The sequence below is a fragment of the Alteromonas infernus genome (genome assembly GCF_902705815.1).
Map to the genome: position 1 here is coordinate 1 of NZ_CACSIG010000054.1, position 22,274 is coordinate 22,274.

Genomic DNA, 22,274 nt, shown 5'->3' on the forward strand with positions numbered 1-22,274 from the left:
TTACAAAAAGCGGCTTAACTGGGTTGTGTGATTTTGGTTGACCACGTCAAATGAACTCAAGTCAGAGATTGAATCAGTCGAAGATGGTGAGACCTTTAACGATGGAAAGCGCTTAGGGATTTATCACGCTTGCTTAAATGAAGCTTACTCAAATGATGAGAGAAGTAATCGTGAGTCAAAAATTACCGATGACGAGCGAGGTATTCTCAACGTTTTAGCGAAAAAATTAGATGTGACTGCAGACGACCAAGCAGGAATAGAGCACTTGATAGATGAAACGCCTAAAAATGGTGTTCAAGAAGCGCTGAACGAACTACGAGAGATCGGATTAGTTTTTGTTAGCCGTAAGCTCCAAACCGTATACGTTCCAGACGAAATAGTTAACTTACTTCATCGGCTTCAAGGAAAAGAGTTAGCCGACAAACATTTCCTCAGAATCTTACGCACTTTCAGTGATGCCGAGCTTTCAAATATCCTTAAGAATCATAGAAAAAAAATTCGTGGAATTGAGCGCAAAGAGAAAATCCAAAATATAATGAAATTAGGCGTTGCTGTTTCTCAGGTTTTACAAACGGATCTCTATGCTGATAACACTCCTCTCAACGATAGAAAGGAGCGACTTAAAACCTTGATTCAAGACCTAGATTTAGACTTAGAAAAGTTAGGTACTACACTTGAAGAACGTACCTCTATCATTCTAAATACATTAAATACATGCACCGAGCATGAGTTTAACGCCCTAAGCGCCACAGGGTTCAAAGAACTATTTTCAGCAATGCAAAACCATTTTCCTTCCCTCACCTCAGTATTAAAACAAGAGTTTGAATTAGAAGAGCAAGAAGAATTGGACGTGGAAAAATTAAGAGCACTAAGTATTACGCCTTACGATATTCTTTATATGCTTACCAACGATGAAGTGAAAGCGGTAGTTGAGAGCATGGGTATTAAGAAACGCGGTAACCTGCGTTTGAACATACTAAATAGTTTCGCAGACGCTACAGACAAATTGATAGATAACTATGCGGCACTTGCTAGACGCGATTTAGCAGCCTTGAAAGCAGAAAATGTAGAAATTGCCGAAGCTGATATAGGCGTTAAATTTGAGGAAGTAACAAAAGCTATATTTGAACAACTTGGCTTAATTGTCGATGAAGACCTTCGCCGCTCAATAAATACCTCAAAAGACAAGGCCGATATTCTTATTTCCATTAGTGAAACCGACGTGATTGTTGGTGAAGCCAAAACCTGTAAAAACGGGGACTTCGCAAAATACTCGACGACATCAAGACAAGTTAAGGCATATGTAAATCGTTGCGAGAATGCAGGTAAACGAGTGGCTCAAGTGTTGATTGTAGCGCCTACTTTCTCAGAGGATTTTGTAGAAAGCGCGGAGATGGATACCGAAGTAAACATTTCTTTGCTTGAGGCTGAAGGTTTGAAGAAAATACTGGACGCTTATGAAGCTCGACGTAATCCTAAATTTTCTGCGAAGTTATTTACTAAAGGAGGTTTGCTCAAAGCTGATCTGATAGCAAAAAATATTTGATTTAGCTCCACGTTACAAGACTGCATCAGCTCATTGAACTCTTCATAGCATCGATGAGCTAGTTTGATTCACTCGAATTCTTATAAAGAGAATTGTTGAAACTGCATGGCAGAGCCCCAAAGAAGTCAGCAATACTAAAAGTTTGTTAAACAAACGGCCAGTCTCGGTTTATCTATGTTTCGCCTATTTTGTGGAAGATATCAGAATTCACCACATTCGAAAACTATACCTCTTTAATGCCCACTCTCCAAAACCAACGTAAGACTTTGATTTACAATTGATTTAAATCATAAAAAAAGGCAATATGTGAAATTAAAGTTGACTATCAACGGTCTGAGCGCAAGAAGCAAAAGGACTTTTCACCAGTGTAATTCTGCATATTAAAAAAAATTTGTAAGGGATTTTCGAACATATGTTAAAACTAAAATTAAATGATAAATCTTTATTCGGTAACGACGCTGGTGAGGATGAAGCTCAGGAAATTTTGAACTCATACTTTATTGAAAATGATGAATTTGATGATTTTTATGATGATGAGCACCGCCTATGCGTAGTAAATGCTAGAAAAGGTATGGGTAAGTCAACCTTATTATCAAAACTACATTATGATTTAGGCACTAAGGTGGAATATGGAAAGCCGATAGTTGTTCGTGTTACGGGTAACGCATTACTCGGGTTGGGGGATTTCAATGGTAAAGACTCTACATTTTTGGAGAATTATTGGAAGCAGATAATCTGTAAGGAAATCAATATCCACATAGGCAAGGCGATTGGCTTTGCATTAACAAGCGATGAAATGTCTTTGGTGGAAGTTTCTGAACTGGAAGGAATGAAGAGTAAAAACATTATTGGTGGTCTCATATCACGAATAAAAGGTAAAATCCCTATGCTTAGCTCTGAAATCCAAGGTTTTCAACCTAAAAATTTAGAGAAACTTCTTGGTAATTATTTAGAGGAAAATAGTGACAATAGAGTATGGCTACTTGTAGATGATATTGATGCAAAGTATATAGACAGCGAAGAATTTCAGTATCGAATAAGTTCTTTCTTCAGTGCAATACGAGGGCTTTGCTTTGATGTACAAAATCTTAATATCCGAGCAACGGTTCGCTCGGATGTTTGGACAAATCTGAGGCATATTGAAGATTTAGATAAGTGGGATCAATACATTGTAAATATTGTTTGGACTAAAAAACAAATGAGAGAAATGTTAGCAAAGAAAATACTCTCTTATGTTCAAAGGAAGTTTCCAACATCTCAGGAAGCGAAGTATAAATATGAGCGAGATTATAACAAACTATTCAAGCTGATATTTATTTCCCCTATAAAATGGGCAGGAAAAGATGCGCCTGTTTTTGATGCTATTAATGATTTTCGAATCACCGACCACGCTCAATGGGACAATTGTGCAGAATGGCTGCGATTCAGGCACATAAGAGTCGTTGCAAAGTATCCTTAAATCAGTTCAATGAAATTTTAACAAAATACGGTCAAAATCGTCGTGACGATTTGATTAAGGAACACCTTCATCAATTCCCTGAATTAGAAAACTTGATCGATTCATTTAGAGCAGGTCAAAAGGAATATACGTTATCAGAGATAGAAATTGTTCTGGACAGTAAGTTTATAAAGGGCCGAGAGGCATCAACTATTCCAGTTATTGATGGTAAACCGTATTGTGAGCTAATCGACTTGGGGCATTTTGTATATAAAATTGGCTTAATTTCAAAAATGCCAGCGAATTCCCAGAAGTTTATATTTTACACTGACGATCCAGACCTATTTTATTCTCAACAAAATCGCAATAATGAGTTAACTTGGACTATTCACCCAAGTTATCGGAAATACTTAAATATAAACTGATAACAAGGTAAATAATTGTATACAAGTTGAGAGTTACCTTTGGTTTGCTTTATAACAATTCGATACCTCTATCGAACTGGATAACTATCAGCTTTTTTTACAGAAAGGCTATTAGATTAAGCCGAGACAAATTCAACTTACAACTTAAAAAATCACAACTATTTCAATATCAATCAAACAAGGACAGATAATCTATGAAAAAGGAAGACTTTCTTCGTCTTTATTTGAGTGAAATCGAGGACGGCAACGCTGCACTCTTTGCAGGAGCAGGTCTTTCCATTGATGCAGGATATGTTGACTGGAAGAACCTACTAACCCCGTTAGCAAAAGAGCTAGGGCTCAATTTAGATCTTGAGCAAGACCTAGTCTCTGTTGCTCAATTTTTTCGAAATAGCAACAATCGTAATCGTATCACCCAAAAATTGATCGACGAGTTAGGAACAGTTGCAAACCCGACGGTTAATCACGAAATCCTCGCCTCTCTGCCAATCAGCACTATATGGACAACTAATTACGACAGGCTTATTGAAGACGCATTGAAAGCTGAAGGGAAGATTGTTGACTCCAAATACAACAAAGATCAGCTAGCCAATACTAGGCGAGGCAGGGATGTAGTTTTGTATAAAATGCATGGTGATATTGAGAACCCACAAGAAACCACGCTCACGAAAGATGAGTATGAAAAATACCCTTTCACGCATGCACCATTCATAACTGCGCTTTCTGGAGACTTGGTATCTAAAACATTTTTGTTTGTTGGATTCAGTTTTAGCGACCCCAATTTGGATTATATTTTAAGTAGAATTAGAGTTAATTTTAAAGATAACCAGAGAAGTCATTATTGCATTTTCAAAAAAGTTGAAAGGAACGATTTCGACACAGATGCTCAATTTGAAAACGGAAAAATAAAACAAGAACTCGTCGCTCAAGATTTAAATAGGTTTCATATAAATGTTGTTTTTGTAGAGAAATATAGCGACATCACATCTCTTCTGAAGAAGCTTTATAAACAGTATAAACGTAAAACAGTATTCTTTTCTGGGTCTGCTGACGATTTTGGGCCGTGGCAAAAACACGATGTTGAAGAAGCTCTTTTTAAACTTGGGTCTTCAATGGTAGACAAAGGGTTTCGCGTTGCTTCAGGAGTTGGTTTAGGTATTGGTAACCCATTAATATCCGGCGCTATTTCGTCGGCATACAAAAAGCAGCAATCACATTTAGACGACCATCTATTAATGCGTCCGTTTCCACAATTCATTAAAGATGATAAAGAAAGGGCTAATGTCTGGACGAGATACCGAGAAGCTATCATCGGTAAATCTGGTATAGCTTTATTCTTTATGGGCAACAAGCGAAACGGAAAAGAAACTGTGGCTGCAAATGGTGTTATAGAGGAGTTTGAAATTGCTCTTAGTAAAGGCGTTTTTGTAATACCGATCGGGTGCTCAGGTTTTGTTGCTAAAACTTTATGGGAGCGAGTGACAGCCGATATCGCCACCTATTATCCAGATGCCAGTGCAAACTTCATTGATAAGTTGAATGAACTTGGCCAAGAAGTAGATGGGCCAGCTGAAATTATTTCTCAAGTGACTGAACTTATGGAATTAGTGATAAAGGAGTAACTATGGCAAGGAAGATTTTTGTATCCTATAAATATGGGGATACTAATGTTAAAAGTTTAAGTGATAGCTTTTTTGTCTCAACAAAAGCCAGAGATTACGTTACAGAGCTACAACAGTTGCTTAGTGACTACAATGAAATTTACAAGGGTGAAAATGACAACGAAGACCTTAGTGACTTCAAAGATAGCACTATCGAATCTAGACTCAGAAATAAGATATTTGACAGTAGCATAACCATCGTTGTTGTTTCGAAGGGTATGAAAGCATGGTTTGATGATGAAAAAGACCAATGGATGCCATGGGAAATTTCATACTCTCTCAGAGAGCTATCCAAAAATGGGAGAAGGAGTAAACCCAATGGTGTATTGATGCTTGTTTTACCAGATGAAGATGGTGCCTATGATTACTACATAAAAGAAAAGAGCTGTCCTTATTGCAATTGCCGCACACTAAAAACTGACTTTCTTTTTGGAATTCTAAGGAGGAATGTCTTTAACAGTAAGTCGATTGAGGAGACAGACTGTGACCATCATGCTGGCAATCCAGTTTATACAGGAGATCACTCATACATATTATCTGTTAAGTGGAGTGACTTTTAAAAAAACACCGACAACTTATCTAGACAGGTGTGCCGAACTTCGCGATAAAATCGACGACTTCAATATTTCCAAGTCCATTCACACCGATAAGGGCTGAACACTCAACCGTGTAGCTAATAAAATTAATAAGCCCTTACTTTCAACAGTGAGGGCTTATTATAATAAAAACGTAACTGCTAACGGGTAACTTCTTTAATAACGGGAAACCCATTATTCATAACGGGTAACCTCATTATTTATCACACAACCACCCTACTCCTCAACATAGCTCTCGGTGCTAGGGCAAGAACAGATCAGGTTACGGTCGCCGTAAACGTCATCAATACGGTTAACCGTTGGCCAGAACTTGTTTCTGTGTACTTCTGGTGCTGGGTACGCCGCTAGCATGCGGTCGTAGCTGCGGTTCCAGTCGCTGTCACAGATGTCAACTAGCGTGTGTGGTGCGTTGTGTAGCGGGTTATCAGTCGCATCCCACTCGCCGCTTTCTACTTTCGCAATTTCTTGGCGAATGCTAACCATGGCGTTAATGAAACGGTCTAGCTCGTACTTCGCTTCCGACTCGGTTGGCTCAATCATAAGCGTACCCGCTACTGGGAAGCTCATAGTTGGCGCGTGGAAACCGTAGTCGTTCAAGCGCTTCGCAATGTCTAGCTCGGTTACACCGCTTGCTTCTTTAAGCGGGCGAAGGTCAATAATACATTCGTGCGCTACGCGGTCGTTGTTGCCTTTGTAAAGCACTGGGAAGTGCCCTTCTAGCTTCTTAGCCACATAGTTAGCGTTAAGAATAGCTACTTCGGTTGCTTTACGTAAGCCTGCGCTACCCATCATTTTGATGTACATGTAGCTAATAGGCAGAATTGATGCACTGCCCCATGGCGCTGCCGATACCGCACCACAGTCTTTACCTGCCGTTTCTACGTTAACAACCGTGTGGTTTGGTAGAAATGGCGCAAGGTGCGACTTAACACCAATTGGTCCCATACCTGGGCCACCGCCACCGTGTGGAATACAGAAGGTTTTGTGTAGGTTAAGGTGCGACACGTCTGAACCAATGAAGCCAGGTGACGTAATGCCCACCTGCGCGTTCATGTTCGCGCCGTCCATGTAAACCTGACCGCCGTATTGGTGAACAATGTCACAAATCTCGCGTACAGTTTCTTCATATACACCGTGGGTAGACGGGTATGTGATCATGGCGCACGATAGGTTCTCACCTACTTCTTCTGCTTTTTTGCGAAGGTCGTCAAGGTCTACGTTACCGTTAGCGTCACAAGCCACTACTACCACTTTAAGGCTAACCATTTGCGCAGACGCTGGGTTAGTACCGTGGGCCGAGCTTGGAATTAGGCACACGTTTCTGTGACCTTCGCCACGGCTTTCGTGGTAACGCTGAATAGCCAATAGGCCTGCGTATTCACCTTGAGCCCCTGAGTTAGGCTGCATTGAAAGCGCATCGTAGCCGGTTACGTTAATGAGCCACTCGGCTAGCTCGGCAATCATTTCTTGATAGCCTACTGCTTGGTCTAGTGGAGCAAACGGGTGAAGCTGACCGAATTCAGCCCATGTTACTGGGATCATTTCAGCCGTCGCGTTTAGCTTCATGGTGCACGAACCCAATGAAATCATTGAGTGGTTTAGCGCCAAGTCTTTGTTTTCAAGGCTTTTAATGTAACGAAGCATCTCTGTTTCAGAGTGATACTTGTTAAACACTTCGTGCGTTAGGAAGTCGCTTGTACGTACTAAACCTTCAGGAATAGATTTTACGTCTTGCGTGGTTACTTCTGCATCTAAACCTTCAACAGTAAGGCCATGCTCTTTACCAAGCAGTACATCGAATAGCGCAACAATGTCTTCACGTGTTGTCGTTTCGTCTAGCGACACACCTACCGCACCTTCAAGGTCTGCACGTAGGTTCATGCCTTTTGCGTAGGCGCTTGCTAGTACGTCTTTTTTGTTGTTAACCATTACAGTTAGCGTATCGAAGTAGGTGCTGTGCTTAAGGGCTACACCTTTATCTGCACCTTTCTGGTTTAAACCAGTAGCAAGAATGTCAGCAAAGCGGTGAATGCGCTCTGCAATGGTTTTAAGGCCTTGCGGGCCGTGATATACCGCGTAGAAGCTTGCCATGTTGGCTAGCAGCACCTGCGCTGTACAAATGTTTGAGTTCGCTTTTTCACGGCGAATGTGTTGTTCACGAGTTTGTAGCGCCATGCGAAGCGCTGGGCGACCACGGGTGTCTTTACTTACACCAATAATACGGCCAGGTAGTGAACGCTTGTAGCTGTCGCGTGTAGCAAAGAATGCCGCGTGCGGGCCACCGTAGCCCATAGGTACACCAAAGCGCTGTGCACTACCAAGTGCAACGTCTGCACCTAGCTCGCCAGGCGACTTAAGCATTACCAAGCTCATAAGGTCAGCGGCTACTGCCACAATCCCTTTTTTCGCTTGTACCGCAGCAATGATGTCGCTGATGTCCTTTACTTCGCCTGTAGAAGTTGGGTATTGAAGTAGCGCACCAAAAATATCGTGCTCAGCAGCTTCTTCTGCTTCACCTTTAATGATTTCAAAACCAAACATTTCAGCGCGAGTTTCAACCACGTCAACCGTTTGTGGGTGGACGTCGTTAGCAATAAAGAACGCATTCGCTTTCTTGTTCTTAGACACACGCTTAGCAAGGCCCATGGCTTCTGCTGCCGCTGTACCTTCATCAAGCAACGATGCCGATGCTAGCTCTAGGCCTGTTAGGTCAATGGTCACTTGTTGGAAGTTAAGAATAGCTTCCAAACGGCCTTGGGCAATTTCTGGCTGGTAAGGCGTGTACGCAGTGTACCAACCTGGATTTTCTAGCACGTTGCGAAGAATAACGTTGGGTACGTGCGTATCGTAGTAACCCATACCAATGAAAGAACGGTTAATTTTGTTCTTTTGTGCAACGGCTTTAAGTTCACTTAATGCTTCAACTTCTGTCGCCCCTTCACCACATTTTAGTGGCTCTGGTAGCGCAATACCTGCCGGTACAGTTTGCTCGATTAAATCGTCTAGTGAGCTTGCACCAATGGCAGACAGCATTTCTTCAATTTCGCCTTTACCCGGGCCAATGTGACGGCGGATAAAGGTATCTTTTTGCTCTAGTTGAGCCAATGTAGGGGAAGTATTCGACATAACGTTGTTAAGCACTCGTAATGGTTGCCGCAAGGGCGCGTTAAATCTTTAAGTTAAAAAGGGGCTGAATTATCTTCATGCCCCTTTTTAAAATATGGTTCTTTTAAAACTGCGTAACGAATTACTCTTCGTCGATGCTGTTTTCGTAGCCTTCAGCGTCTAGTAGACCTTCTACTTCAGCCGCGTCGTCAGCTTTAATTTTGAATAGCCAACCGTCGCCGTATGGGTCTGAGTTAACTAGTTCTGGTGAATCTTCTAGGTCTTCGTTTACTTCAACCACTTCACCTGAAATTGGCGCGTATACGTCAGACGCCGCTTTTACCGATTCAGCAACACAAATATCGTCGCCAGTGCTTACCGCATCGCCAACATCTGGCAATTCAACGAAAACCATGTCGCCAAGTAAGCCTTGTGCGTGCTCGGAAATACCTACAGTGAAAACACCGTCACCTTCAGGGCGAACCCATTCGTGCGTAGCGGCATAGCGTAAATCAGTTGGGATGTTGCTCATAATCGTTCCTGTTAATCTTTGTAAACTTAAGAAGTAATTTTATAAAACACTTTTTCCATTGCGAACAAAGGAGGGCTTAACCACTTTTACTGTAACCCACTTTTTGCGCATTTCCACTTCTACTGTTTCACCAACATCACGTGGTACTCGTGCCATCGCAATTGAGTGACCTAAAGTTGGAGAGAACGTACCTGAAGTGATAACGCCTTCGCCGCTTTCTGTTTTCACTTTAAGACCGTGACGCAGCACGCCTTTTTCAGTCATTACCAAGCCTACTAGCTTGTCGGTACCCGCTTCGCGCTGCGCTTCTAGTGCTTTACGCCCTACGAAGTCACGATCAGCCGGTTCCCATGTAATTGTCCAGCCCATGTTGGCGGCTAGTGGCGATACGGTTTCATCCATATCTTGTCCGTATAAGTTCATGCCTGCTTCAAGGCGAAGTGTGTCACGCGCACCTAGGCCGCACGGCTTAACGCCCGCGTCTAGTAGCGCTTGCCAGAAGCTTTCCGCTTGCTCAGCTGGCACCATAATTTCGTAGCCTGCTTCACCGGTGTAACCTGTGGTGGCAATGAACAAGTCTTCTGCTTGTACACCAAAGAATGGCTTCATGCCCGCTACCGCTTCTTTTTGCGCTGCGCTGAACAAGGTGGCTGCTTTTTCTTTTGCGTTAGGGCCTTGTACGGCAATCATGGCAAACTCAGGGCGCTCGGTGATGGTTACGTCAAAGCCTTCTGCTTTGCTCATTAACCAGTTCATGTCTTTTTCGCGTGTCGCTGAGTTAACCACTAGGCGATAGTTAGTTTCGTCGAAGTGATAAACGATAAGGTCGTCTACAACACCGCCTTCTTCGTTAAGCATGCCGCTGTAAAGCGCTTTGCCTTTGTCTTTTAATTTCGCCACGTCGTTGGCTAAAAGATACTGAAGATACGCTTTGGCTTGTGCGCCTTTTACGTCAACAATGGTCATATGAGACACATCAAACATACCGGCGTCTTGACGCACAGCGTGATGCTCTTCAATTTGTGAACCATAGTTAATTGGCATATCCCAGCCGAAGAAATCGACCATTTTCGCACCGGCTTCTAGGTGCTTTGCATGTAGGGCGGTGGTACTAGACATTCCACTTACTCTTTTTAATTTGAAAGGTAGAAAACGAGATTGAGTATAGTGAGCTAACGTTTATGCAACAAATTGGAAATTTTTATCAATACATTTAAAAAGCAAATGTATTCTTGGGAAAACATGAGGAAAGCAAATATGTAAGCGGTTACCACGCATTGAGATAGCTTAACGAAGATCGCAGCCGCGACTATCGAACCTGAAAAAACTTAATATCAGATGGTGTTTAGAACAGGGAGTTACAATTTAATACCTAGCTTTTTTGAAACGTCGCTGAGTGTTTGCTGCGTAATTGTTGAGGGCGTTGTAAGGAATGTTTAAATACTTACTAGTAGCCTGTTGTAAGTTGTTCGATAGCAAGTGTGCTAAACGCACACCTCGCCATTTTGCCAAACGTGCGCAAGCGCGTTGTTTTCGCTCAGTTCTACAAAGTTTGCCCGTTGGCCTACTGCAATGCTGCCTACCTTTTCGTTAATGCCCATAAACGCAGAAGGCGTTGCACTTGCCATGAGGCTCGCTTCTTCTAGCGAAATCCCTATGTCGTTAACACAGTTAATAACCGCGCCGTGCATGTCTAAGCAACTTCCTGCCAGCGTGCCATCAGGTGTAGTAAGTTTGTTACCCACACGGGTAATATGTGTATCGAAAAAGTCTATAACGTCTTTATCAGCCCCTACATGGGCCATGGCATCGGTAACCAGCATTAATTGGGATGGCCCTTTGGTTTTAAAGGCAAGCTCAACCGCTTTAGGGTGTAAGTGCTGATGATCGACAATAATGCCGCAGGTGTTATTGCTTAGAAGCGCTGCGCCAACCATCCCCGGTTCGCGAGAGGTGAACGGCGACATCGCGTTGTATAAATGAGTAAATCCAGTCGCGCCTGCCTCAATCGCCCTTTCCACCACTTCACACGGTGCATTAGAGTGGCCTAGCGCTACAATAACGCCTTGGTTTACTAAGTCGCGAATAACATCACACGAGGTATTCTCTGGCGCTAAGGTAATCATTACCTTGCCGAGGTCTTTGCGGGTATAAGTGGCAAGCTCTCTGTCGGTAAGCGGGCGAATATATTTTGAAAGATGTACACCTTTTTTCTCAACGCTTAAGTGCGGCCCTTCGAAGTGAATACCTTCAACACTAGAATGACCGCTTTCTATTGCCTCACTTACCGCATTGGCCGCGCTTTCAATGGTTGTAATATCATCGGTAATAAGTGTGGGGAAGAACGTTGTAGTGCCAAACTTGCGATGCGCTTGGGCCATTGTTTTTATGCTTTGATATGTGGGCGCGTGATTAAACATTACGCCACCGCCACCGTTTACCTGGGTGTCTACAAACCCGGGTATAAGTTTGTTGTGCACTCGCGTAGAAAACGCTTCTCGGTGCGTTTGTGACCCTGAAAGCGTTTCAATGTTAGCGATTACGCCATTTTCGATGGTAAGTACCTGGTCTTTTTCCCATGTACCTTTTATCAAAATATTTTCGGCCAAAATAGTCTTCATCATTGCGCTTTCACTTTCCTAATTGGGTGCGGTTGTAGCATTATGTTTAACGCGCGGGTTAACGCTAGCTTGCGTACATTCTCTGTCTGTAACTCTTTTGCGTTGTGCTTAATTTATTTCAAGACTAGCGTTCGTTATAAACGGCTTTAGCATACTTAATAGCACCTTGCTGAGGCAATAATTCACACGCTTGCACGCGAGCGCGAATTTTTTCAGATAAGTACGGTACATACACTTTGCTTAGCCCACCGATTAGGGCAAGATTATAGGTATTCTCCCCTAAAAGCTGCTGGGCCATTGCTTCTAAATATTCAGCGCCCTCTTTAAAGATACGAACCACCCCGTCATTTGCTTCTTGTAAAAGTGGCAGCATGCAGGGTACTAAACTGGCGTAATGATGTGTGCTAAAGCCTGCGCACTTTGCCACAATGTCATCCGCGTTTGTTGTACCAAGCGCTTCACACACCTGCTTTGCTAGAACATCAGGGCTTCGAATATTATCTATACATAATAAGGTGTGCTGAATGGCTTTTAAACCCAGCCAAGCGCCACTGGCAACATCGCCTATAGGGAAGCCATGCCCCCCGACATCGGTGAATTTACCCTCGGCAAATACCGCTCCTGCCGACCCCGTACCCACAATAATTACTGCACCGGGCTTGCCGTTGTGCGCGCCTACGCAGGCAGCGTGTAAATCACTTAGCACAAACAGCGAATGAAACGGATGATCCCAGCTTTCAAAACGCGCTTTTGCAGAAGTAATATTAGCGCCAGCAAGCCCGGCGCCAACGATACATTGTGATGCTGTGATGGGTTTTACTGTGGCGTCGCTGCTTTGTGAAGCCAAAAAGGCATTGGCAGATGCAATAGCTTTGTTTACGCCATCCATTATGGATGTTTTAGCAAGCTCTCCGTCACGCATGATATTGGCAGGGCCGCTAATGCCTTCTCCTAACTGCGCCCCGTTTTTATCTTGCAATGTAACTCTGCAATTGGTGCCGCCGCCGTCTATGCCGATAAAATACAATTCAGAGTTCATGACACGTTCTCGCAATTATAGTAAGTCGTTTTAATGGGTAGAGTGCGCGATGTTACAGCAAAGCGCTTGGCACCCGAAGCGTAAAATGTACAAAGCCGAGCAGGTTCAAAATGAATCGAGTAAAGAACCTGGGCTTTCACTCCAATACATTTGCAAATATAATCACTACAAGCACATGCATTAATAAAGCTAATAAATATGAAACAGCTTTCTTTAGACACATTACGTACCTTCGTAAGCGTTATCGAACTGGGTGGCTACGCAAAAGCGGGCGACTTTTTGGGTCGCTCTCAACCTGCCATTAGCTTGCAAATTAAAAAGCTAGAGTCGCAGTTAGACAGAAAGTTATTCACCAAAGTCGGTCAGCGCCACGTACCAAGCGCCGACGGTAATTGGCTATATCCGAAAGCCAAAGAACTATTAGAATTAAACGACAATATTTTTCGAAGCTTAACCCCTGCTCCATTAAGCGGGCGATTGCGTTTGGGCATTCCCAATGAATTTGCGTCTACCCTATTGCCGGGCTTAATTGGTGAGTTTTCAAAACGCTACCCTGATGTGTCTTTAGAAGTCACGTCGGCATTAAGCCGCGACCTCCTGCACCCGAGTCAGCGCGATCACTTTGACCTAATTCTGGCGCTGGTAAACCCCAACGAGCAAACCGAAGGTGAAGTCGTGCTTGAAGACGACGTTGTATGGGTTGGCGACAACGCTCATCCGTTGGTAGGACATAACATTCCGTTAGTGCTAGCGCCAGATGGCTGTATGTATCGAAGCCGCGTAATTGAGCAGTTAAAGCAGCAAACCTTTGCATGGAAGATTAGCTATACCAACGCTGATTTAGGCGGGCTGGTAGCAGCTATTCAGCAAGGCCTTGGCGTCACCGCGCTCGCGAAATCAAGCTTGCCTGCCAACTTAGCGGTGTTAAACCACCCGCACTTGCCCAAGCTTGGTAAAGTGAACATTTGCCTGTTTAACCAAGACACCCAGCACCCTGTGATAAGCAAAACCTTGGCGGAATTCTTTAAGGTGCGGTTGAGAGGGTAATTTGTTTACCGCCAGATTCCCCCCTTTGTTTTGGCTTTGGGATTCCAACAAAATTCAAGCACTCAAGTCGCAATCAAACAATAATCTGTATTTATATTGTTCTTGGTCAAACACGCACTTATTTCCTGCAAAACCTTTATTCTAAGACCAAAAATTAGTGCTATAACTATGAGCAAATAGCCTATCGTGTTCATTGAAATGCATGCGCGCTTCGCTCAGTCACGCTTTTTCACAAACGCTCTGGAGCTTTGGTAAGCTTCAGTTGAAGCACCACGCATTTTGGGCTTAAGTTCGAGTTCTCGCGCCCGTTTAGAATAGTAAAATCCAGACAATAAATGATTGCCACAAACTTGCTTATCGCAGCTTATGCGCCCTTATTTTTGCTCATTTACCTGATGGTGAAGCCAAACGGTATGACGTCAAGTAAAGCCTTGCCCTTAAGCGCCTTAGCTGCTTATTTAATTGTGATTTTTAACGGTCACTCACCTTTAACGCTTATACATGCTAGCGTTGTACAAGGCGTTTTACTGGCGTTAACGCCGTTATCAATTATAGCCGGCGCCATATTTTTGTTTCTGTGCATGGAAAAAACGGGCGCACTGGCCACCTTGAAAAATGGTTTAAATACAATCAGTTCGAACAAGGTTGCTCAGTTGATGATTGTAGGCTGGGCGTTCGCATTTCTTATTGAAGGTGCCAGTGGTTTCGGCACGCCTGCTGCGATAGCGGCGCCCATACTTTTTAGTTTAGGTTTTGCGCCTGTAAACGTTGCCCTATTCTGCTTAGTGACCAATACCATTCCGGTCATTTTCGGTGCCATGGGTACGCCGGTGTGGTTTGGTATGTCGCTGTTATCACTGCAAGAAGACACTATTATTGATATCGCTACCCTTGCCGCATTAATCAGCACACTTGTTGCACCAGCGATTGTGTTTATGGCATTGCGATTAGTCATACCATCTTGGAAAATCATATTCAGGCATTCGCTTTTTATCGTTTCTTCGACATGCGCATGCACCCTGCCTTTCTTCGCATTAAGTTTTTACAGTGTTGAATTCCCCTCGCTGCTAGGCGGCGGCATTGGCCTTATCATTACTGTTTTGATGGCTAAATCAGGGTTTGGGCTTTCCTCGGCAGCTAATGAGTTTGAAACAAAGGTTGATACACTAAAAAAGACTGCCTCACCCAGTGGCAGAGAACTTGCCAAGGCATCTTTTCCCTTGTGGGGCACTGTAATAATGCTTTTACTTACTCGTCTTCCAGAACTTGGACTTAGAAGCTTGTTACAAGATGGCGACCCTAATATAACGGCATCACTGGGAATATTAGGCAATTTATCGGTAAGCGCTAGCTTAGTTATATCGATAACAGGTATTTTAGGCACCAGTATTCAATGGAAACATAGCGTGCTTTACGTTCCCTCGTTAATACCTTTTATTGTCGTGGCGTTTGCCAGTGTTTATAGTTTTGGCTCTCGGGCATGGGTGTCCAGAATAACATCTGTGTCGTCCCAAACCGCAGTGCGTATGACAAAACCACTATTTGCGCTATTGGGCGCGCTTGTATTTGTAAATTTAATGATGCTGGGCGGCGAACAGTCGGCCGTGTCAGTGATTGGCAAACACATGGCATTCCTAGCGGGTAATAATTGGCCCCTTTTCGCACCGCTACTTGGTGCGCTTGGTAGCTTCTTTTCCGGTTCGGCTACGATTTCGAACCTTACCTTTGCAGGAATTCAGCACGCTATCGCTGAACAACTGTCTTTACCTTTACAGGTCGTGCTCGCCCTTCAAAGTGTAGGGGCTGCAATGGGAAATATGGTATGTATCAACAACATTGTGGCGGTAACCGCAATTTTAGGGCTTAAAGGTCAAGATGGCGTTATATTAAAGAAAGCGGCGGGGGTTCTGGCGATATACGCCATTTTAGTAGGCAGTTTAGGGGCTAGTTTGATAAGTATTTACCGTTAACGGCGATAATAAAGCACGAGTGTTACAAAAGGGGCAAGACAAGGGTACTGCCTTGCCCTTTACTAAATAATTATTCATTACCCATCGTTGGTAATAGTGTCGATAAGCTCGCTAAGCACAGCTTCCGCTTTACTGGTTTCAACCTGGCACGTGCCGGCGTTCATGTGACCGCCACCGCCATACTTCAAGCACAACTCACCCACATTGGTTTTAGAGCTACGGTTAGTAATGGATTTACCAATAGCAAATACCACGTTTTGCTTTTTAAGGCCCCACATTTTGTGAATAGAGATATTGCAGTCTGGGTACATGGCATAAATAACAAAACGGTTCGTGGCGTAAATGGTCTCTTCTTCGGTTAAATCTAACACCACAAGGTTACCATGTACGGTTGCGCATTTTGCTATTTGCGCCTTCGCCAATTCGTTATGCTCGTGATATAGGCTCACGCGCTCAGCCACATCTTCCATTTGCAGTATTTCTTCAATACTGTGGTCTTTACAGGCATCAATAAGCTTCATCATTAGCTGATAGTTAGAGATTTTGAAATCTCTGAAACGGCCAAGACCCGTGCGGGCATCCATGATGAAGTTCATAAGCACCCAGTCGGTAGGCTCTAGGATCTCTTCTTCGCTAAACTGCGCAGAGTCGCCTTTATCTACCGCGTCCATCATATCTACTGAGATATTGGGAAATTTCTCGGCCCCACCATAATAGTCATAAACCACTCGCGCCGCCGACGGTGCTTCTGGGTCGATAATATGATTCTCGATACCGCTCGCGTTTCTTACCGTTTCGCTAAGGTGATGATCAAAAGCTAAATGACAGCCAGCCACATAAGGCAGGTTGGTTGTAATGTCATTCTCGGTGATATCTATTTTGCCGTCCTGCATGTCTTTAGGGTGTACAAACAAAATATCATCTATCATGTCTAAGTCTTTTAGTAAGACCGCACATACTAATCCGTCAAAATCACTTCGGGTTACTAATCTAAATTTTCTTTCAGGCATGGTTTATCCATCATTCACTTAGGTAATAATGTTAAGTGTAACAGCTAATAGAAATTTTGAGAGACAGGTTTATTAATACCAGTCCGCATAGTTAATTACCCACTCAGCGAGAGTTAAAATATTCGTAATCGCGGCGTGTTACCGTAGGTATAGTGGTTCTACATCGAGGTGGCACAACAAAGAGTACGGACTTTTTAAACATAAAACTTATTTTTAGTTTTGTGTATTTTTAGGGCAAAACACTTACCTGAAAAGGTAGAGATTTTAGCCTACCCAGCGGTTTCGCCAAACTCTCTGGTGGCTCAGTGAAGTAAGCAGGGCCCGTTTCTGTCATGTACAAACAGTCTTCCAAGCGCACACCAAATTCACCGGGAATATAGATACCTGGCTCGTTAGAGAAGCACATACCTTTTTTAAGTGGCGTATTTTCACCGCGTACAAAGTTAACGCTTTCATGCCCTTCCATACCGATCCCATGACCCGTTCTGTGGCTTAACCCGGGCAATTCATAGTCCTTACTGTACCCTTTGCTGGCATAGTATTGGCGCACTGCATCATCTACTTTGCCCGCGGGCTCACCAATTTTAGCTGCGGCGAATGCCACGTTCTGACCTTCTCTTACTGTGTGCCATACATCCTGAACTTTCTGAGACGCTTTGCCAAATACCAAAGTACGGCTTATGTCGCTTTGGTACCCGTGCACACTGCAACCGCTATCTAGCAAAATTACAGAACCTTCTTTGATAGTTTGCGCTGCACTCGTGCCATGAGGGTAAGCACTTGCATCGTTAAAGAGCGCCAAACACCAAGCGCCGCTTCCGCCTAAGCGCTGCTGCGCGGTGTTCATCAAACTTTTGACGTCCTGCTGTGCCATGCCAAGCTTTAAGTTATTAAAAACAAACTCGTAGGCCCGCAAAGTAACCTCATTGGCCTTATGCATAAGTGCCAATTCGTTAGCAGTTTTGTACATACGACAACCAAGCGTAACGGGCTCGGCAGGAACGATCTTCATATTTGGCAGCGCACGGCTAACTCCTGTTACCACAAAGTAACGCACGCTGCTCTCAAAACCGATATTACCGCTTGTGATACCGCGCGATTTTAAAATACTGGCTACAGCATCAAACGGGCTTTCGTGCTCCTGCCACACTCTTACATCATCGCCTATAGCCAACGACTCGAGCACGCTGGGCTTTTCGAAAAACGGCGTAATCACTGCCACGTCGCCTTTTTTAGGGATTATTAACGCGGTTAAACGCTCGCTGCGCCACCATTTAATCCCAGAAAAATATTCCATTGCCGCACCCGGCTCTATTAATATTGCTGCGATATCTTGGGCTTTCATTAGCGACTGCGCTTTTTCAATACGCGCTCTACGCTCTTCCACGGTAATCGGCTTTGCGCTTGCGGTGATATCCGTTAATACATTGATATCGTTTAGGCCCGCTGTGTTGGTTTTATCTAATGCAGCCATCGACGCCATAGGTGCAAGCGCAATACTAGCCCCAGCTAATTTCAAGAAATGTCGCTTATCCATGTCCCTTCCTGTCGTTTTAATTGAGGTTGTCTGAACCCTTTGTTTTATAATAATAACATTGAATAGCTTATAGTTTAGCCAGTAAAGCTTGCCTTTACTTTACGCCCACATAACGAAAACAGCGGCTAGCCCAATAAGAAGCAAACCAATTATTTCGCGTTTTGTGACTGTATTTTTTAACCAGTAATGCGAGAGTAATAGGGTTAACAAAACCTCTAACTGACCAAGCGTTTTAACAAGGGCTACATGCTGCAGTGCCATAGCAGTAAACCAGCAGATTGAGCCTAAACAGCTTACCGTACTTATCGCTAGCACCTGCTTTTTAGCGTTCACTAGTTGCTTAAACACGAAGGGTTTGGTTAATAAAATATATCCACTTAAAGCTATCGACTGAACGCATAACACCCATAATAGAACCCAAGCTGCTGCAAGGGTGTATTGTATATCGAGCATGTGGCTAGCTTCGCGCACTAGCAATGAGGTTAGAGCAAAGCAAGTACCACAGGCAAGGCCAAGCACCATGGTTTTCACACTAATACTATGAATTCGGTTACCACTGCTTAACACAAATACTGCTATTCCGCCTATTACTATGCCTGCCCAGCCGAGGGGCGTTAAGTAACTGCCAAAAAAGAGCATGCCTACCACACCCGCCACCAAAGCTTCGCTTTTCGCCAAGCCCGCTCCAATGGCGAAGTTCTTCTGTTTAAACAAAATCACCATAAGTGAGGTGGCCGCTATTTGAAGTAGTGAAGCGCACAAGATCACTGTGATAAATGAACCCGTAAATTGCGGTAGTTGGCTGGCACTATTGCTATAGAGCATAAGCAAATAAACAAGGGCTATGGGCGGAGCCAAGATAAAGCGAGATAGCGTAACACCAGAGGTATTAACTGAACCACTTAGTTTGCTTTGCAGCGCATTACGCACGGTTTGCATGATTACCGCGCCCAATGTAAATAAGATCCAACTCATTAGCGTCGCTTTACCTTTAAAATCAATTTACTACGTGCCGTTCACGCGTTTTTTATTTGGTAGTGGCTTCGCTTCCAGATAACGCCTGTAGACGCTTTGCTTTGAAGTCACTTTCGCGCTTCCAATAAGGCCATACATCACCTTGAGCATAGTGGGTAAGCACAAAATGGAGTCAAAATGAGGTTCCCTCAGACTTTGACCCCATAATTTTTGGGTTTAAAGGCCCATGGCGTGGCTGACGAAGGCGTTTTTAATGGTTGTGAGTTTGTCTGTGGCTGAAAGGCCTATGCCTCGTATCAGCTTTTTGAGGGGGTCGTTGCCGTCGAATAAGAATTTGAAGCCATCCATTGCCGCTATCATTTTCGTGGCTTCCGTTTTACGGCTTCGCTCATAGCTGCGTAAGTGCTTATACAAACCTATGTCTTTACCAGCAGCGCTTAGGCTACTTAGTGACTCAGCCAGCGCTAGCGCATCTTGCATACCCAGATTTGCTCCCTGTCCGGCCAGCGGATGAATGGTATGCGCGGCATCGCCCACCAGCACCACCCCATCTTTTGCCCACTGCCTTGCATAGCGCATAGTAAGCGGAAACGCAGCGCGCTCGGTTTCAAGCGAAGTAGTGCCTAAAACGCTATTACTCGCGGCGGTCAAAGCATGGCAAAAAGCGTCATCATCCAGTGCCATTAATGAGCTTGCTTGCTCTGGGGTTTGCGACCAAACAATTGAACAGACGTTTGGTTCTGCCATTGGAAGTAGCGCTAGCGGGCCTGTGGGCGTAAACGCTTGGCGCGCCACATTGTTGTGTAATTCATCGGTTTTGATATTAGCTACTATTGCAGTATGCTCATAATCTTTGAAGGTAATTGGCAGGCCAGCCTGCTTTCTTACAAACGAATTAGCCCCATCGGCGCCTACTAATAATCTGCAGCTTAGCACGTCGTCGTTATCTAGCATCAGCATGGTTTGATTAGGGCCTGCAAGTACTCTATCAATACCGGCAGTGACTAACTGAACATTCGATTGCGCTTCAACAGCTTGGGCTAGTGCGTTAACTAACGCCTGATTTTCCACAATAACCCCAAGGGTATCGCTACCCATCTCATCACACGAAAAATGAATATCACCAAAACTGTCTTTGTCCCACACATGCATTGCGGTGTAGGAATTAGCGCGGTCTTGATGTAAATGGGGCCACACATCGAACTGTTGCAACGCTTTAATATTAGCCTGATTGATTGCGCTAACACGCGCCGTTGGCCTATCTGCAAGCACCTGATAACAGGGCGATTTATCAATAATCGCTATATTAAGTTCACTGTCTTTTAGCGCCGCTGCAAGGGTTAGCCCTACAATGCCACCGCCCACTATTGCTATATCAACATGCTGCATGGTTATCTCTGTCTTTATCGAGTGTTACGCCGTAGCCCGTGGTATGTTTCACAAACGTTTTTTTCGCCTGTGGCATCATGCTTAACGCGAGTAGCGATAAATTTCTGCCAATTACGGTGGGAAAGTATTGATTCGAAAAGGTTCTCACTAGGGTATCGGTAAGGGTGACCGTATTCTCTCTGTCTGTCTTGCGTGCGTTGGCGTAATGTTGAGTTATACTAAAAGCGCCCGGGTCAAAGTCATCAGCAACGTTTTCCAGCGGTTTCTCATTCGCACAACCTTGTTTTTTAAGAGTTGGTTTTGTGTGCTCTAGTGCCGCCGAACTCAATACCGATATAAGCGCACTTAAATCACGTAATCCTAAATTAAACCCTTGCCCGGCAATAGGGTGAAGAGCTTGCGCGGCATTCCCTACTACTACCGCGCGATGGGTAGCAACATTCTGCGCTTTAGTCAGAGCCAAGGGATAGCTCGCCAACTCACTAACTCGTAGCACTTTACCTTGTCGAAAACCAAAAGCCTGTTGCAGCGCTTGTGTGAATTCATCGGGGGTCAAAGTCATCAACAATTTTGCCGCATCGGTTTCCACTGTCCACACTACTGAAAAACCATTCCCACTGGCTTTAACGCCATTAATTTCACTATCGAAGGGAAGAAACGCAAGGGGCCCTGACTCGGTGAAACGCTCATAAGCTTTGTTTTCATGCGGAAGCTGCGTGTGCACGTTAAACACAATGGCAGTTTGATGGTAATCGCACGACGTTTTAGTCATTCCCACCTGCTCGGCCAGCCCTGAGCGCCCACCATCAGCAATGACCAATAATTTTGTGCTTAACGTTTCGCCGTTATCAAGTAGCACCTCTACGCTATTATTTTGCTGATTCACGCGGGTTACCTTTGCAGGTGCGATATGTTGATAAGCAGAACTTGCATTCGCCGCGAGTCGGGTTAATGCACTTAAACTTACCACCTGTCCGAAAGCGTTGATGTGGTAATCACGGCTATTTAGGTTCAAAAGGCCGACATGCCCTTTATCACTTACCTCAATATGTTTTATTTCTGGGGGTAACTCACCGTTGTGCTGTTTGGCCAAATCGTCAAGGTTTAGCCCAATATCAGAGAGCTCGTTCACCGTGCGTCGCGCTAGGGCAATAACGCGGGTATCGGTAAATGGATTAAAGTCATCTGTCGCGGCGTTGTTTTGCTGTGGGTCAGCCGCATCAATAAGCGTTACAGACAGCCCCACTTTCTCGGCAAGCCCTTTGGCCAGTACGGTACCTACAATACCCCCGCCTATAATTACTACATCAACCGGTTCTGCTGATTTCACTCTATTTGCCTTCCTGTCGCCCAGTTCTCTTGCTCTTAATTTCGTTTCATGAA

General features: G+C 44.2%; 17 protein-coding genes. 7 read left to right on the forward strand and 10 right to left on the reverse strand.

From position 1 onward, the window contains the following. The first annotated feature begins 37 nt into the window (after window positions 1-37). The 5 genes from ACX5J7_RS12635 to ACX5J7_RS12655 all read left to right on the forward strand — a co-directional run bounded on the left by ACX5J7_RS12635 (window position 38) and on the right by ACX5J7_RS12655 (window position 5,630). A complete protein-coding gene (locus ACX5J7_RS12635) occupies window positions 38-1,546 on the forward strand; it encodes a hypothetical protein (protein WP_498707303.1) in 1,509 nt (502 codons plus the stop codon). A 412-nt stretch (window positions 1,547-1,958) separates the two neighbouring features. Beyond that, on the forward strand, window positions 1,959-3,005 hold the full coding sequence (locus ACX5J7_RS12640; RefSeq protein ID WP_498707304.1) for a P-loop ATPase, Sll1717 family: 1,047 nt from the start codon (window positions 1,959-1,961) through the stop codon (window positions 3,003-3,005). Next, window positions 2,960-3,409: a hypothetical protein gene (locus ACX5J7_RS12645; protein WP_498707305.1), complete on the forward strand. Its 450-nt coding sequence runs from the start codon at window positions 2,960-2,962 to the stop codon at window positions 3,407-3,409. The genes ACX5J7_RS12640 and ACX5J7_RS12645 overlap by 46 nt, the downstream gene beginning before the upstream one ends. Window positions 3,410-3,603: 194 nt before the next feature. After that, complete coding sequence (locus ACX5J7_RS12650; RefSeq protein WP_498707306.1) at window positions 3,604-5,031, forward strand: SIR2 family protein; 1,428 nt, start codon at window positions 3,604-3,606, stop codon at window positions 5,029-5,031. A 2-nt stretch (window positions 5,032-5,033) separates the two neighbouring features. Beyond that, window positions 5,034-5,630 carry a TIR domain-containing protein gene (locus tag ACX5J7_RS12655; protein ID WP_498707307.1) on the forward strand — a complete coding sequence of 199 codons (597 nt, stop codon included), beginning with the start codon at window positions 5,034-5,036 and terminating at the stop codon, window positions 5,628-5,630. Between the two features lie 252 nt (window positions 5,631-5,882). On the opposite strand, the gene gcvP is transcribed toward ACX5J7_RS12655, so the two are convergent. The 5 genes from gcvP to ACX5J7_RS12680 all read right to left on the reverse strand — a co-directional run bounded on the left by gcvP (window position 5,883) and on the right by ACX5J7_RS12680 (window position 12,963). Further along, window positions 5,883-8,792 (reverse strand): aminomethyl-transferring glycine dehydrogenase, encoded by a 2,910-nt coding sequence (gcvP, locus tag ACX5J7_RS12660; RefSeq protein ID WP_498707308.1) that lies wholly within the window; start codon window positions 8,790-8,792, stop codon window positions 5,883-5,885. Window positions 8,793-8,913: 121 nt separating this feature from the next. Then, window positions 8,914-9,303: a glycine cleavage system protein GcvH gene (gene gcvH / locus ACX5J7_RS12665; protein ID WP_012519312.1), complete on the reverse strand. Its 390-nt coding sequence runs from the start codon at window positions 9,301-9,303 to the stop codon at window positions 8,914-8,916. Between the two features lie 39 nt (window positions 9,304-9,342). Further along, on the reverse strand, window positions 9,343-10,422 hold the full coding sequence (gene gcvT, locus ACX5J7_RS12670) for a glycine cleavage system aminomethyltransferase GcvT (RefSeq protein WP_020744093.1): 1,080 nt from the start codon (window positions 10,420-10,422) through the stop codon (window positions 9,343-9,345). 365 nt (window positions 10,423-10,787) lie between these two features. Further along, the gene (gene nagA / locus ACX5J7_RS12675; RefSeq protein WP_474376967.1) at window positions 10,788-11,927 is read right to left on the reverse strand and encodes an N-acetylglucosamine-6-phosphate deacetylase; all 1,140 of its coding nucleotides are present in this window, start codon (window positions 11,925-11,927) and stop codon (window positions 10,788-10,790) included. Window positions 11,928-12,048: 121 nt separating this feature from the next. Beyond that, window positions 12,049-12,963 (reverse strand): glucosamine kinase nucleotide-binding domain-containing protein, encoded by a 915-nt coding sequence (locus ACX5J7_RS12680; RefSeq protein WP_278384406.1) that lies wholly within the window; start codon window positions 12,961-12,963, stop codon window positions 12,049-12,051. Window positions 12,964-13,161: 198 nt separating this feature from the next. Between ACX5J7_RS12680 and ACX5J7_RS12685 the strand changes: the two genes are divergently transcribed. Beyond that, entirely contained in the window at window positions 13,162-14,010 is an 849-nt protein-coding gene (locus ACX5J7_RS12685) for a LysR family transcriptional regulator (RefSeq protein ID WP_015067784.1), read from the forward strand. Between the two features lie 335 nt (window positions 14,011-14,345). Then, the gene (locus tag ACX5J7_RS12690) at window positions 14,346-15,980 is read left to right on the forward strand and encodes an L-lactate permease (protein WP_462835865.1); all 1,635 of its coding nucleotides are present in this window, start codon (window positions 14,346-14,348) and stop codon (window positions 15,978-15,980) included. Between the two features lie 77 nt (window positions 15,981-16,057). Here the strand turns inward: ACX5J7_RS12690 and ACX5J7_RS12695 are convergent, their stop codons facing one another. The 5 genes from ACX5J7_RS12695 to ACX5J7_RS12715 all read right to left on the reverse strand — a co-directional run bounded on the left by ACX5J7_RS12695 (window position 16,058) and on the right by ACX5J7_RS12715 (window position 22,221). Then, window positions 16,058-16,990 (reverse strand): DHH family phosphoesterase, encoded by a 933-nt coding sequence (locus ACX5J7_RS12695; protein WP_462835864.1) that lies wholly within the window; start codon window positions 16,988-16,990, stop codon window positions 16,058-16,060. A 229-nt stretch (window positions 16,991-17,219) separates the two neighbouring features. Continuing rightward, window positions 17,220-18,527 carry a M24 family metallopeptidase gene (locus tag ACX5J7_RS12700; RefSeq protein WP_498707309.1) on the reverse strand — a complete coding sequence of 436 codons (1,308 nt, stop codon included), beginning with the start codon at window positions 18,525-18,527 and terminating at the stop codon, window positions 17,220-17,222. A gap of 99 nt (window positions 18,528-18,626) precedes the next feature. Next, complete coding sequence (locus ACX5J7_RS12705) at window positions 18,627-19,502, reverse strand: EamA family transporter (RefSeq protein WP_287148946.1); 876 nt, start codon at window positions 19,500-19,502, stop codon at window positions 18,627-18,629. A 216-nt stretch (window positions 19,503-19,718) separates the two neighbouring features. Next, the gene (locus tag ACX5J7_RS12710; protein WP_287148945.1) at window positions 19,719-20,891 is read right to left on the reverse strand and encodes an FAD-dependent monooxygenase; all 1,173 of its coding nucleotides are present in this window, start codon (window positions 20,889-20,891) and stop codon (window positions 19,719-19,721) included. Next, window positions 20,878-22,221, reverse strand: a complete 1,344-nt coding sequence (locus tag ACX5J7_RS12715; RefSeq protein ID WP_287148944.1) for an FAD-dependent monooxygenase — start codon at window positions 22,219-22,221, stop codon at window positions 20,878-20,880. Before ACX5J7_RS12715 ends, ACX5J7_RS12710 begins: the two co-directional genes overlap by 14 nt. Between the last annotated feature and the right edge of the window lie 53 nt (window positions 22,222-22,274).

Excerpts from the sequence above, each read along its gene's own strand:
- ACX5J7_RS12640 (WP_498707304.1), top strand. The coding sequence starts at position 1,959 with ATGTTAAAACTAAAATTAAATGATAAATCTTTATTCGGTAACGACGCT.
- ACX5J7_RS12645 (WP_498707305.1), top strand. The coding sequence starts at position 2,960 with ATGGCTGCGATTCAGGCACATAAGAGTCGTTGCAAAGTATCCTTAAAT.
- ACX5J7_RS12650 (WP_498707306.1), top strand. The coding sequence starts at position 3,604 with ATGAAAAAGGAAGACTTTCTTCGTCTTTATTTGAGTGAAATCGAGGAC.
- ACX5J7_RS12655 (WP_498707307.1), top strand. The coding sequence starts at position 5,034 with ATGGCAAGGAAGATTTTTGTATCCTATAAATATGGGGATACTAATGTT.
- gcvP (WP_498707308.1), bottom strand. The coding sequence starts at position 8,792 with ATGTCGAATACTTCCCCTACATTGGCTCAACTAGAGCAAAAAGATACC.
- gcvH (WP_012519312.1), bottom strand. The coding sequence starts at position 9,303 with ATGAGCAACATCCCAACTGATTTACGCTATGCCGCTACGCACGAATGG.
- gcvT (WP_020744093.1), bottom strand. The coding sequence starts at position 10,422 with ATGTCTAGTACCACCGCCCTACATGCAAAGCACCTAGAAGCCGGTGCG.
- nagA (WP_474376967.1), bottom strand. The coding sequence starts at position 11,927 with ATGATGAAGACTATTTTGGCCGAAAATATTTTGATAAAAGGTACATGG.
- ACX5J7_RS12680 (WP_278384406.1), bottom strand. The coding sequence starts at position 12,963 with ATGAACTCTGAATTGTATTTTATCGGCATAGACGGCGGCGGCACCAAT.
- ACX5J7_RS12685 (WP_015067784.1), top strand. The coding sequence starts at position 13,162 with ATGAAACAGCTTTCTTTAGACACATTACGTACCTTCGTAAGCGTTATC.
- ACX5J7_RS12690 (WP_462835865.1), top strand. The coding sequence starts at position 14,346 with ATGATTGCCACAAACTTGCTTATCGCAGCTTATGCGCCCTTATTTTTG.
- ACX5J7_RS12695 (WP_462835864.1), bottom strand. The coding sequence starts at position 16,990 with ATGCCTGAAAGAAAATTTAGATTAGTAACCCGAAGTGATTTTGACGGA.
- ACX5J7_RS12700 (WP_498707309.1), bottom strand. The coding sequence starts at position 18,527 with ATGGATAAGCGACATTTCTTGAAATTAGCTGGGGCTAGTATTGCGCTT.
- ACX5J7_RS12705 (WP_287148946.1), bottom strand. The coding sequence starts at position 19,502 with ATGAGTTGGATCTTATTTACATTGGGCGCGGTAATCATGCAAACCGTG.
- ACX5J7_RS12710 (WP_287148945.1), bottom strand. The coding sequence starts at position 20,891 with ATGCAGCATGTTGATATAGCAATAGTGGGCGGTGGCATTGTAGGGCTA.